Below are 13133 nucleotides of genomic sequence, written 5' to 3' on the forward strand. Positions count from 1 at the left end.
AAGTGGTGTCTATGGCCCTCGATTTCTCCGCAAGTTTTACTGAACGCACCCCCCGGATCGTCAACGCAGCGAAGTTAAATAGGGCGGCGGGGCGCAGAAAAGCAGGCTGCTTCATCGTTGAGGGGGCTAACTCAGTGGAAGCCGCCGTGGCCACGGGCGCAGCGACCGACCTTTTTGTCACTGAAGCTGCCGCGGAGGAGTTCGCCGAGATCCTCCTCGCCGCCGCACACATGAATGTCTATACTCACCCCATTACTGAGCAGGCGGCACGCTCCCTCGCTGACACGGTCACGCCCACTGGGATCTTCGCCGTGTGCCGGCCCGTTTTGTGGACTTTGGGCGCAGCATTGAAAGGCAAACCCCGGTTCGTCGTGGTGGGCGTGGAGACAAACGACCCCGGCAATGCGGGTACTTTGATCCGCATTGCGGACGTGTGTGGCGCTGACGCCGTGATCTTCGCCGGGGACAGCGTCGACCCGGAATCCAACAAGGCGGTGCGCGCCTCCGCCGGATCGCTATTTCACATTCCTGTTGTGCGCGAACGTGATGTTTCAGGCGTGATGGGGCAGCTCAAAGCGGCGGGGATCCAAACGGTCGCCACCACCATGGACGGCGAGATTTCCTTGGAAAACGCCGGAGCTTTGACCGAAAAACCCATTGCCTGGATCTTCGGCAACGAAGCGCACGGACTTCCTGCACCTCTCGTAGCTGCGGCGGATGCGCGGGTATTTATCCCAATTCACGGCAGCGCCGAGTCGCTTAATCTGGCCACCGCCGCCGCGATGTGCATGTGGGAGACGTCCAAGGCACTCCACGGGTGAGGCTGTAGAACTGCGGCAGGTATGATCGGAAACGTTTTCCAACGTAGACCGTAGAAGGGACGAGCGTGTCCGATACCCCAGACATTGAACTCACACAGCAGGCGCTTGACGACGCAACCACCGCTGCCATCACGGCCTTTGAAAGCGCAGTGGATTTACCGGCGTTGGAACAAGCGCACCGCGAGCACCTGGGAGACGCCGGTTTCATCCCACAGGCCCGCCGTGCCCTGGGCAGCCTGCCGAAGAACCAGCGCAAGGACGCCGGCCAGATGGTGAACATGGCGCGGGGGCGCGTCGAGAAGCGTTACGCGCAGATACGTGAAGTGCGAGAGGCGCAATACCGCGCGCAGCAACTGCAAGAAGAAACTGTCGACGTCACCTTGCCCACCACCCGTTCCCAAGTCGGTGCGATGCACCCAATTACCGCGCTGAGCGAAAAAGTCGCCGACATCTTCCTCGGGATGGGGTGGGAGATCGCAGAAGGCCCGGAAATTGAAGCGGAGTACTTCAACTTCGATGCTTTGAACTTCATTCCGGATCACCCGGCACGCACCTTGCAGGACACCTTCTACGTCAACGCCGAGGATTCTCGGCAGGTGCTGCGTACCCATACTTCACCTGTGCAAGTTCGGACGATGCTTGAACGTGACGTGCCGATCTACATTGCGTGTCCGGGACGGGTGTTTCGCACCGACGAGCTCGATGCGACGCACACCCCAGTCTTTCACCAGATCGAGGGCCTTGCTGTGGACAAGGGCTTGAGCATGGCCCATTTGCGTGGCACCCTTGAGCACTTGGCCAAGGTTTTGTTTGGCCCGGAGACGAAAACGCGTATGCGCACCAATTACTTCCCGTTTACGGAACCGTCCGCCGAAGTCGACGTGTGGTTTGCGAATAAGAAGGGTGGCGCCGGCTGGATCGAGTGGGGCGGGTGCGGCATGGTCAACCCCAATGTGCTGCGTGCCGTCGGCGTTGATCCCGAGGAGTACACCGGTTTCGCCTTCGGCATGGGCTTAGAGCGCACCTTGCAGTTCCGCAATGGGCTCACTGACATGCGTGACATGGTCGAAGGCGACGTCCGTTTCACCATCCCGTTCGGCGTTCAGGCGTAGGAGGAGACATCACACAATGCTGATTTCACACAATTGGATCACCCTCCTGCTGCAAGGAGCTGGCAACGAAGGCTGGAAAGTCACCGATGAAGAACTCGACGCCGGCTTCGTCCGCGTCGGTTTCGAAACCGAAGGCTTTGAGCCGCTGCCGGAAACCACAGGTCCGCTGGTCATTGGCCAGGTATCAAAGATCGAGGAGCTGACCGAGTTCAAAAAGCCGATTCGTTACTGCCAGGTGGACGTAGGCCAGGCTAACGGCACCGGTGAGTTGCAGGGCATTATCTGCGGCGCCCGCAATTTCAACGAGGGCGACTTGGTGGTTGTTTCCCTGCCTGGTGCTGTATTGCCGGGCGGGTTCGAGATTTCCGCGCGCGAGACCTACGGCCGCATTTCTAACGGCATGATGGCCTCGGCCGCGGAACTTGGTATGACGGCGCGCTCTGAGGGCATTATCACCTTGCCGCCAGGTGCTGCTGTGCCTGGGGAAGACGCCCGCAGCATCCTCGGGTTGGGGGACACGGTTTTCGACGTCAACGTCACCCCGGACCGGGGTTACGCCCTGTCGGCGCGGGGTTTAACCCGTGAGCTTTCTTCGGCTTTTGACCTTAACTACCGCGACGTGGCTGATGACCCGTCGATCGCTGGCATTGACATCAGTGCTGTTCCGGCTCCTGCGGGTGAGCTTGTGGGTCTCACCGTCGATGCTGCGACCAAGGCGAAGCGCTTCGGGCTGCGTAAGGTTGAAGGCATTGACCCGACTGCGCCTGCGCCGTTTTGGTTGCAGCGCATCCTTATGCTCTCCGGCATCCGCAGCGTCAATGCTGCAACGGACATCACCAATTTCGTGATGTTGCTGACTGGTCAGCCGATGCACGCCTTCGACGCCGACAAAATTGTAGGTGGTCTGCGCGTTTATATGGCTGCTGGGGGAGAGACTTTTGAAACGCTTGATCACACTAAGCGTATTCTCACGCCTGCTGATGTGGTTATCGCTGATGACAACGGTATTTTGTCGCTCGCGGGTGTGATGGGGGGTACCATCTCTGAGATTTCGGAGGGCACCACCAATGTCTACTTTGAGGCGGCGACGTGGGACGAGCTGACGGTCGCGCGCACCGCGCGGCACCATAAGTTGAGCTCGGAAGCTTCTCGACGTTTCGAGCGCGGCGTCGACCCCGCACTCGTCGAGGTGTGCCTGGACATCGCCTGCGCCCTGCTTGTTCAGTGCGCCGGCGGCAGGATTGCCCCGCAGCGCACGATTGTTGGTGGCGTCGCCGGGCGTGAAGAAATCCAGATGCGTGTTGGGCACCTGGCTGAGCTGATTGGGGTGGACTACTCGCGCGAAAGCGTGGTCGCTCGTCTTGAGGAAGTCGGTTGCGTTGTCGCCGATGAGGGTGGGGTGCTGCGTGTGACGCCACCGACGTGGCGCAACGACTTGACTGTCCCTGTTGAGTTGATTGAGGAGATCGTGCGTCTTGAAGGCGTGGACGAGGTTCCTTCCGTGCTGCCCACTCCGCGTGGCGGGCGTGGTTTGTCGCCGCAGCAGCGGCGCCGCCGCGCGGTGACTCACGCGCTGGCGTATTCCGGTTACGTGGAGATCATTCCTACGCCCTTTACTTCCAACACGGTATTCGACACGTGGGGACTTGCAGCCGATGATCCTCGCCGCAACGCGGTGGTGGTGCAAAACCCGTTGGACAACGACTATGGCATCCTCGCTACGACTCTTTTGCCGGCGATGCTGGAAGCCGTCGGGCGCAACATTGCTCGCGGCAGACATGATGTGGGTTTGTTTTCTGTGGCGCAGGTGGCTTTCAAGCGCGCTGAGCGATCCCCGATGCCGAGTGTGCTGGCGCGTCCCGATGAGGCGACGCTAAGCGAGCTGTTGGAGTCCCTGCCGCAGCAGGATTTACATGCGGCGACGGTTGCTGTCGGCGGCAAGGAACTTGACGGTCCGTGGGGGGCGGGGCGCAGTTATGGTTGGGCGGATGCGATTGAATCTGCCCGTGTGGTAGCCCGTGCCGCCGGGGTTGCGCTCGAGGTGGAGGCCGCCGCTGAGCTGCCGTGGCACCCTGGTCGCTGCGGGGCGCTTCGCGTGGCGGGGCGCACCGTCGGCTATGCCGGCGAGTTGCACCCGCAGATTCTAGAGGCTCTTGATTTGCCGGAGCGGACCTGTGCCATGGAGATTGACCTGTCCGCGTTGCCTTTCGATGCTGAGCTTCCTGCCCCGGTGCTGTCTTCTTTCCCGGCGGTCAACCAGGACATTGCGTTGGTTGTGGATGAGTCGGTGCCCGCTGAGGCTGTGCGTCGCACAGTGGAGGAGGGTGCCGGTGAGCTTGTGGAAAGTGTCACGCTTTTCGACGTCTACCGTTCCGAGCATCTCGGTGCGGGCAAAAAGTCTCTTGCCTTTGGTTTGGTCTTTAGGGCAGGGGATCGCACGTTGACGGAGGATGAGGCTTCGCAGGCTCGTTTGGCCGCAGCAGAGGCGGCCAAACGTGAGCATGATGCGCAGATGCGTGCTTAGGGGGCACAGCACAAGCACAAGCACAACAGTATGCATTAATTGCATCTAAGTGCATAAAATGCTACCGTGGGGCGCATGACACTTCGCGTAGCCGTCGCCGGTGCCACAGGCTATGCCGGGGGAGAGATCCTCCGGCTTCTGCTCGGCCACCCCCAGCTGCTCAACGGGCAGATGGAAATCGGCGCGTTGACCGGCAACAGCAACGCAGGCCAGTCAGTCGCGGCGCTCATGGCGCACCTCCCAGCTTTAGCAGAGCGGGTCATCGAAGAAACGAGCCCGGCAACCCTCGCCGGCCATGACATCGTCTTTCTCGCCCTGCCGCACGGACATTCCGCCGAGATTGGCATGCAGTTGCCGCCGGAGACGCTCGTGCTCGACTGCGCCGCCGATTTCCGTCTGCGCAGCCAGCACGACTGGGCGAGATACTACGGGGGTCAATACTTCGGGCACTGGCCTTATGGGATCCCCGAGATGCCCGGCCACCGCGAGGAAATCCGCCTCGCGCGCCGCGTCGCTGTGCCCGGGTGCTTTCCCACTGGTGCCACACTCGCCGCCTACCCAGCGTTAGCGGCCTCTCTCGTGCAGCCACAGCTCAATATCGTGTCTGTCACCGGCGTCTCCGGCGCCGGCAAGAAGGCCAACGTCGGCCTGCTCGGTGCCGAAACGATGGGCTCGCTTCGTGCGTACAACACAGGCGGGCGACATCGCCACACCCCTGAGATAGCCCAAAATCTTCACGAGGCCGCGAAAGTCGCCGTTAGTGTGAACTTCACCCCGGTGCTCGCGCCGCTTCCGCGCGGCATCCTCACCACGGTCACCGCACCCCTGACCCAGAAATGGACGGCCGAGCGCGCCCGGGAAGTCTACGAAGCCTTCTACGCCCACGAGCCTTTCGTGGTTGTGTTGCCTGCCGGCCAGCAACCGGAAACGCAGCACGTGCTCGGCTCCAATATGTGCCACATCCAGGTGGAGGTCAACGAGGACACAGAAACGTTGCTTGTCACCTCCGCAATTGACAACCTGACCAAGGGCACCGCCGGTGCGGCAGTGCAGTGCATGAACATTGCGCTTGGTTGGGAAGAAACCGCCGGGCTGCCCACTGTGGGCGTTAGTCCCTAACGCGAGTACGAAAGACTGAAAAGAATGAACGGTATTACCGCCCCCGCAGGCTTTACAGCCGCCGCCCACACTGCGGGCATTAAGGCTTCCGGCAAGCCGGACATGGCTCTCGTGGTCAACAACGGTCCAGAGTTCACCGCCGCGGCGGTGTTTACCCGCAACCGCGTGGTGGCCTCGCCAGTGAAAATTACCCGCAAAGCGATAGCGGACGGCCGCCTGCGCGCAGTCGTGTTCAACTCCGGCAATGCGAACGCCTGCAATGGAGCCCAAGGCGACGCGGACGCCGCCGAGGAACAGAGACTCGTAGCGCAAGCGCTGCGCATTGACGCCTCGGATGTTGCCGTGTGCTCCACTGGTTTGATCGGCGATGTGTTGCCGATGGACAAACTTCGCGCCGGCATCGCGGTGCTCGCCGCCAACTTGGGCGATTACGGCGCTGAGGCGGCGGAGGCAATCTTGACCACCGACACGGTAGAAAAGCAAGCGCTGGTGACGCGCGAAGGATGGTCGCTCGCGGCAATGGGCAAAGGTGTCGGCATGATGGCGCCTTCTTTGGCAACCATGCTCGTGGCTATCACCACGGATGCCTCCGTGAGTTCTGCGGCTTTGGACGCCGCGCTGCGCGCGGCTTGCGAGGTCACCTTCAACACCCTCGACGTCGACGGCTCAACCTCCACCAACGACACAGTGGTGGCGATGGCCAGCGGCGCCAGCGGCATCACCCCGAGCCAAGAGGAGCTCAATAGGGCCATCTATGAGGTGTGCGAAGACATCGCACGTCAGATGCAGGCAGATGCTGAAGGGGTGACTAAGCGGGTGTCGATTACGGTGCACGGAACCACCAATGACCGCCAGGCGCTCGATGCGGCCCGCACGATCGGGCGAGACAACCTGTTTAAGTGCGCCATGTTCGGCTCCGACCCCAACTGGGGCAGGACTTTGGCTGCGGTTGGCATGGCCCAGGCCGATATGGACCCGGAGAAGATCTCCGTTAGCTTCAACGGCCACGCGGTCTGCATTGACTCGACAGGTGTGCCCGGTGCACGAGAGGTGGATCTCAGCGGCGCAGACATTGAGGTTGTGGTGGATTTGGGCACCGGCGGGCCGGGTCGCGCAACGGTGCGCACAACCGATCTGTCGCACGCCTACGTTGAAATCAACTCCGCATACAGCACATAGGAAGTGGCCACATGATGCTCAACATGAACAACGAACTGCGGGCCAATGTCCTTGCTGAGGCGTTGCCCTGGTTGCAGCACTACCGCGACAAAATCGTGGTGGTCAAATACGGCGGCAACGCCATGGTGGACGAATCACTCAAGGCCGCCTTCGCCGCCGACATGGTCTTTTTGCGCACCGTCGGCGCCAAACCGGTCGTGGTCCACGGCGGCGGCCCGCAGATCTCCGCGATGCTCAAACGCCTTGGTTTAGACGGCGGCGAGTTCGTCGGCGGGTTCCGCGTGACAACTCCGGAGATCCTCGATGTCGTTCGGATGGTGCTTTTCGGCCAGGTTGGGCGCGACCTTTTAAACAAGATCAACTCCCACGGACCCTACGCGGTTGGAACCTCCGGGGAGGATGCGGGGCTGTTTCGCGCCACCCGGCGTTTTGTAGAAACGCAGGAGGGCACGCTCGATATTGGATTGGTCGGCACGATTACTGATGTCAATCCCTCGGCAGTAATGGACATCATCGAGGCGGGCCGAATCCCGGTTGTCTCCGGTATCGCGCCCGGCGACGACGGCAATGTCTACAACATCAATGCCGATGAGGCAGCGGGGGCGTTGGCCAGCGCTATTGGGGCTGACCGTCTCGTTATTCTGACAAATGTCGAGGGCCTCTACACAGATTGGCCTAACAAGGACTCCCTGTTGTCGAAGATCGAGGTGGGGGAGTTGGAGCGGCTTATGCCCAGCCTGGATACCGGCATGATCCCGAAGATGGGGTCTTGTCTGCGCGCCGTGCGCGGCGGAGTTAACGCCGCCCACGTCATCGACGGGCGCCTTGCGCACTCCGTGTTGCTGGAGCTGTTGACCATGGGCGGCATCGGAACGATGGTGCTGCCGGACGGCTACGATGCCGCGAATTATCCCGACGGCACCATCTTCAGAAAGGACGATCAAGCATGACCACCACAGACGCTGTGGGTACCTGGGGCGAGGTCTTGATGAACACCTACGCCACCCCGGCCTTGGAGCTAGTATCAGGCCGCGGTGCCCGGGTAAGTGGGGCGGATGGCACTGAATACATCGACATGCTTGCCGGTATTGCCGTCAACTCGTTGGGTTATGCACATCCGGCGATCGTTGCAGCGGTCAGCGGGCAGGTGGCAAAGTTGGGCCATGTCTCCAACCTCTTTGCCTCGACTCCGGTTGTGGAGGCGGCTTCTCGCCTGAAAGCGATTGTGGGCGAGGATTCGGCGCGGGTGTTTTTTTGCAACTCCGGTGCGGAAGCCAACGAGGCAGCTTTCAAGCTTGCGCGCTTGACTGGGCGGGGCAGGGTGCTCGCCGCCGAACACGGTTTCCACGGCAGGACGATGGGTTCTTTGGCCCTGACCGGCCAGCCGGAAAAGCGCAAACCTTTCGCACCGCTGCCTGGCGGCGTGGAGTTCTACCCCTACGGCGACATCAACTACCTGCGTCGACTCGTGGAGATCGACGCGCAAGACGTCGCCGCGATCATCCTCGAACCTATCCAAGGTGAAACTGGGGTCATCCCGGCCCCCGAAGGTTTTCTGCGTGACGTGCGCCAGCTTTGCGACGCACACAGCATCCTCATGATCACCGATGAAGTGCAAACTGGCGTCGGTCGCACAGGAAACTTTTTCGCCTACGAGCACGACGGTGTCTTACCCGACGTGATCACCATGGCCAAAGGTCTCGGCGGCGGAATGCCAATCGGTGCAGTCATCGCCACCGGCCGGGCTGCTGAACTTTTCCGCCCCGGCTCCCACGGCACTACTTTCGGCGGCAACCCCGTCGCGTGCGCTGCGGCGAACGCGGTGTTGGGTGTCGTCGATAAGCACATGCTTGCCGAGGTCCGCCGCAAGGGCGAGAAACTCGCGGCCGCGCTGCGCCCACTGCCGGGTGTGAAAACGGTGCGCGGGCGCGGTCTGATGCTGGGCGTGGTCCTTGACAAGCCCGTGGCCAAAGAAACTGTTGCAGCAGGCTACCGCACAGGGGTGATCCTCAACGCGCCCGCCCCGAACGTCATCCGCCTGACTCCGCCACTGGTGATCACCGACGAAGATATTGACCTCGCCGCCGCAAGAATCGCCGCCGCGCTGAAGGAAGGTTTGACCACTGACGACACGAAGGGAAAACGACCATGACACGCACACCACGGCACTTTCTCGCCGATGACGACTTAACCCCCGCCGAACAGGCCGAGGTACTGCAGCTTGCCGCCGAGCTGAAAAAGTCCCCGCTGTCGCGGCGCCCCTTGGAGGGCCCCTTGAGCGTGGCGGTGTTGTTCGACAAAACCTCTACTCGGACCCGCTTTTCCTTCGACGCAGGCATCGCGCAGCTTGGTGGGCACGCCATTGTCACCGAAACTGGCAATTCCCAAATGGGCAAAGGCGAGACGTACCACGACACCGGCGCGGTACTGTCTCGCTACGTCGAGGCAATTGTGTGGCGCACCTACGCCCACCGAAACTTCCTCGATATGGCAAAGGGTTCCACGGTGCCCATTATCAATGCGCTTTCCGACGACCTGCACCCCTGTCAGATCCTTGCCGATTTGCAAACCTGCGTGGAAAACCTTTGCCCAGCTCAAGGCCCACAGGGCTTGAGTGGCAAAAAAGTTGTCTACCTGGGCGATGGCAATAACAACATGGCCAATTCCTACATGATCGGCTTTGCCACCGCCGGCATGGATATCTCGATTATCGGCCCTGAAGATTTCCTGCCCACAGATGAGTTCGTCACACGCGCCCGCAAGCGAGCCGCAGAAACCGGCGCCACCGTTAACGTCACCTCTGATATCGCGGAAGTTGAAGGGGCGGACGTGGTGATAACCGATACGTGGGTGTCGATGGGAATGGAAGACGACGGAAAGGATCGCCGTACCCCGTTTTTGCCTTACCAGGTCAACCAAGACGTGATGCGCCGGGCAGCGCGCGACGCGATTTTTTTGCACTGCCTGCCTGCCTACCGCGGCAGCGAGGTCACCGCGGAGGTCATTGACGGGCCCGCCTCCCGCGTTTTCGACGAGGCGGAAAACCGTTTGCACGCGCAAAAAGCTCTGCTTGTGTGGCTTTTGGAGCACCAGTCATGACCCAGCCCCTCTCACGCACGGCGCGCCAAGCCCGAATCCTTGAGGTCTTGGAGTCAACACGGGTGTCCTCCCAGGTTCAGCTTTCGAAGCTTTTGCACGCCGAGGGAATCGAAATCACCCAGGCGACTTTGTCGCGCGACCTCGACGAGCTGGGCGCGAGAAAGGTTCGCCCCGCAGACGGTGGCCGGGCCTTTTACACCGTCAAAAGTGATGCCGCCTTCGAAAAGGCTCAGTCCGCGCCGCGGGAGAAGCTGCGCCGGATGCTCGATGAGTTGGTTGTCTCTACCAACTACTCCGGTTCCATCGCGGTGTTGCGTACCCCGCCCGGCGCCGCACAGTACCTAGCCAGCTATGTCGATCGCGTCGGGCTTGACCAAGTCGCGGGCTGTATTGCCGGCGACGACACCATCTTCGTGCTTGCCTGCGACCCGCTCAACGGCCGCGAACTGTGCGAGCTTTTGGTCGGGGGCAAGGTTGTTGCCAATGCCAATGGCGCGAGCAATACAGACGGGAAAGAACAGCCCGTTTAGCGGCCCCGGTATTGTGACCGCTAGATATTTTTTTGTGAATACATGTGTTGAACAATGAAGGAGAAAAGCATGTCTCATCGCGTAGTTCTCGCCTACTCCGGAGGTCTTGACACCTCCGTGGCCATTCCGTACCTGGGCGAGATGATCGAGGGTGACGTCGTCGCCGTGGCCCTCGACCTCGGCCAGGGTGGGGAAGACATGGAGTCTGTGCGTCAGCGCGCCCTTGATTGCGGGGCTGTGGAATCCATCGTGATCGACGCCAAGGACGAGTTCGCGGAAGAGTATTGCCTGCCCACGATTAAGGCTAACGGCATGTACATGGGGGAGTACCCGCTCGTCTCGGCGATTTCGCGCCCCCTTATTGTCAAGCACTTGGTCAAAGCCGCCCAGGAGCATGGCGGCACACACGTGGCGCACGGCTGCACCGGCAAAGGAAACGACCAGGTGCGCTTTGAGGTGGGTTTTCTCAACATGGATCCCACTCTCGAGATCGTTGCGCCGGCCCGCGACTTCGCCTGGACCCGCGACAAGGCCATTGAATACGCCGAGCGCAAGAATCTGCCGATTGAGCAGTCCGCGGCATCCCCATTCTCCATCGACCAAAATGTGTGGGGCCGTGCGGTGGAAACGGGTTTTTTGGAGGACCTGTGGAACCCGCCGACGAAAGACCTTTATGCCTACACCGAGGATCCGGGTTTGGGCAACGCGCCTGACGAGGTCATCATCACCTTCGAGTCCGGCAAACCGGTGGCCATTGACGGCCGTCAAGTTAGCGTCCTTGAGGCGATCGAGGAGCTCAACCGCCGCGCCGGCGCCCAGGGTATCGGCCGCCTAGACATGGTGGAGGACCGCTTGGTGGGCATTAAGTCGCGTGAGGTCTACGAGGCGCCGGGTGCAGTTACGCTTATTACTGCCCACAAGGCGCTGGAGGACGTCACCGTCGAGCGTGAACTTGCCCGCTATAAACGGCTTATCGACGCCCGCTGGTCCGAGGAAGTCTACGACGGCCTGTGGTTCGGCCCGCTGAAGCGCTCCCTGGATGCCTTCATCGAGTCCACCCAACAGCACGTCACCGGCGACATTCGCCTGGTGTTGCATGCCGGCAAGGCTGTGGTCAACGGGCGCCGCTCGAATCATTCTTTGTACGATTTCAACTTGGCCACCTACGACACTGGCGACACCTTTGACCAAACTCTGGCCAAGGGTTTCGTGCGGCTGCACGGTCTGTCCTCGCAGATTGCCAACAAGCGTGATCGCGAGGCCGGCAAGTAAATGCACAAACACGCCACCAACGAAGGTGCCCTGTGGGGCGCTCGCTTTACTGGCGGTCCTTCCGAGGCGATGTTCGCCCTGTCAGTCTCTACACATTTTGACTGGGTTCTCGCGCCTTATGACGTACTTGCCTCCAAGGCGCACGCGAAGGTGCTGAACAAGGCGGGCCTGCTTTCCGACGCCGACCTGGCAACCATGCTCGACGGCCTCGACCAGCTTGGCCGCGACGTTTCCGACGGCACCTTTACTCCAGCTCCGACTGATGAGGACGTCCACGGCGCTATGGAACGTGGACTCATCGACCGGGTCGGCGCTGAGGTGGGTGGGCGCCTGCGGGCCGGGCGCTCCCGCAACGACCAGGTTGCCGCAATGTTTCGCATGTGGTGTCGCGACGCTTTGCGCGGTGTGGCGCTTGACGTCGTCGACCTCATTGATGCTTTGGTGCAGCAGGCCGAGGCGCACCCGGAGGCCATCATGCCGGGCAAAACGCATTTCCAGGCGGCGCAGCCCGTCCTGCTCGCCCACTCGCTTCTTGCGCACACCCATCCGCTGCTGCGTGACTTGGAGCGCATCCAGGACGTGGACAAGCGCCTGGCCGTTTCGCCGTACGGATCCGGTGCGCTGGCGGGTTCTTCCCTGCACCTGGATCCGGAGGCGATCGCGGCAGAGCTAGGTTTCGACTCCGCCACCGACAACTCCCTGGATGGCACATCCGCGCGAGATTTCGCCGCCGAAACCGCTTTCGTGCTCGCCCAAATTGCGGTGGATCTCTCGCGCCTGTCGGAGGAGCTCATCGCCTGGTCCACGCCCGAGTTCGGCTACGTTACACTTCACGACGCCTGGTCGACCGGATCGTCCATCATGCCGCAGAAGAAAAACCCCGACGTAGCCGAACTTGCCCGCGGTAAGACAGGCAGGCTCATCGGCAACCTCACCGGCCTGATGGCCACGCTCAAGGCTATGCCCTTGGCTTATAACCGGGACTTGCAGGAAGACAAAGAGCCGGTGATCGACTCGGTGACCCAGCTCCGTCTTCTCCTTCCTGCCATGACTGGGTTGATCTCCACGCTTGAATTCCACGAAGAGCGCATGCGTGAGCTTGCTCCCGCCGGCTTTACCTTGGCTACCGACCTGGCAGAGTGGATGGTTCGCCAAGGTGTGCCCTTCCGCGAAGCGCACGAAGCGTCCGGGGCGTGCGTGAAAATCGCGGAGGCCCGCGGGGTGGACCTAGTGGATGTGACGGATGAGGAACTGGCGGGCGTCGATAAGCGATTAACGCCGGAAGTTCGCGAGGTGCTCACCATCGACGGCGCCGTCGCCTCGCGCGATACCCGCGGCGGCACCGCGAAGGTTCGTGTCGACGAGCAACGTCAGCGAGTTGCCGCCGCGAGCGCGAACTATCGTAGCTGGGCCGAAAAGCCGGTGCGTCAACACACATAAGGCGCCCTGTGCTGCTAAGACGTATCCGCGCAGTAGG

11 protein-coding genes are annotated in these 13133 nt (G+C 61.4%); all 11 read left to right on the forward strand.

Annotation, left to right across the window (positions count from 1 at the left end):
- The first annotated feature begins 11 nt into the window (after positions 1–11).
- The 11 genes from VLL26_RS03155 to argH all read left to right on the forward strand — a co-directional run bounded on the left by VLL26_RS03155 (position 12) and on the right by argH (position 13096).
- On the forward strand, positions 12–821 hold the full coding sequence (locus VLL26_RS03155) for a TrmH family RNA methyltransferase (RefSeq protein WP_342319667.1): 810 nt from the start codon (positions 12–14) through the stop codon (positions 819–821).
- Between the two features lie 65 nt (positions 822–886).
- Positions 887–1933 (forward strand): phenylalanine--tRNA ligase subunit alpha, encoded by a 1047-nt coding sequence (pheS, locus tag VLL26_RS03160; protein WP_342319668.1) that lies wholly within the window; start codon positions 887–889, stop codon positions 1931–1933.
- 16 nt (positions 1934–1949) lie between these two features.
- Positions 1950–4457, forward strand: coding sequence for a phenylalanine--tRNA ligase subunit beta (gene pheT / locus VLL26_RS03165; RefSeq protein ID WP_342319669.1), 2508 nt, complete (start codon positions 1950–1952; stop codon positions 4455–4457).
- Positions 4458–4532: 75 nt separating this feature from the next.
- Entirely contained in the window at positions 4533–5576 is a 1044-nt protein-coding gene (argC, locus tag VLL26_RS03170; RefSeq protein ID WP_342319670.1) for an N-acetyl-gamma-glutamyl-phosphate reductase, read from the forward strand.
- A gap of 24 nt (positions 5577–5600) precedes the next feature.
- Positions 5601–6755 (forward strand): bifunctional glutamate N-acetyltransferase/amino-acid acetyltransferase ArgJ, encoded by a 1155-nt coding sequence (argJ, locus tag VLL26_RS03175; protein ID WP_342319671.1) that lies wholly within the window; start codon positions 5601–5603, stop codon positions 6753–6755.
- Positions 6756–6766: 11 nt separating this feature from the next.
- A complete protein-coding gene (argB, locus tag VLL26_RS03180) occupies positions 6767–7705 on the forward strand; it encodes an acetylglutamate kinase (protein WP_342319672.1) in 939 nt (312 codons plus the stop codon).
- Positions 7702–8907 (forward strand): acetylornithine transaminase, encoded by a 1206-nt coding sequence (locus VLL26_RS03185; protein ID WP_342319673.1) that lies wholly within the window; start codon positions 7702–7704, stop codon positions 8905–8907. The genes argB and VLL26_RS03185 overlap by 4 nt, the downstream gene beginning before the upstream one ends.
- Positions 8904–9854, forward strand: a complete 951-nt coding sequence (gene argF / locus VLL26_RS03190; protein WP_342319674.1) for an ornithine carbamoyltransferase — start codon at positions 8904–8906, stop codon at positions 9852–9854. The genes VLL26_RS03185 and argF overlap by 4 nt, the downstream gene beginning before the upstream one ends.
- Complete coding sequence (locus VLL26_RS03195; protein WP_342319675.1) at positions 9851–10384, forward strand: arginine repressor; 534 nt, start codon at positions 9851–9853, stop codon at positions 10382–10384. The genes argF and VLL26_RS03195 overlap by 4 nt, the downstream gene beginning before the upstream one ends.
- A 69-nt stretch (positions 10385–10453) precedes the next feature.
- Entirely contained in the window at positions 10454–11656 is a 1203-nt protein-coding gene (locus VLL26_RS03200; RefSeq protein ID WP_342319676.1) for an argininosuccinate synthase, read from the forward strand.
- The gene (argH, locus tag VLL26_RS03205) at positions 11657–13096 is read left to right on the forward strand and encodes an argininosuccinate lyase (RefSeq protein WP_342319677.1); all 1440 of its coding nucleotides are present in this window, start codon (positions 11657–11659) and stop codon (positions 13094–13096) included.
- Positions 13097–13133: the final 37 nt, after the last annotated feature.

Origin of the sequence: Corynebacterium sp. BD556 (assembly GCF_038452275.1) — a bacterium.
In the GTDB taxonomy this organism is placed as follows: domain Bacteria; phylum Actinomycetota; class Actinomycetes; order Mycobacteriales; family Mycobacteriaceae; genus Corynebacterium; species Corynebacterium mayonis.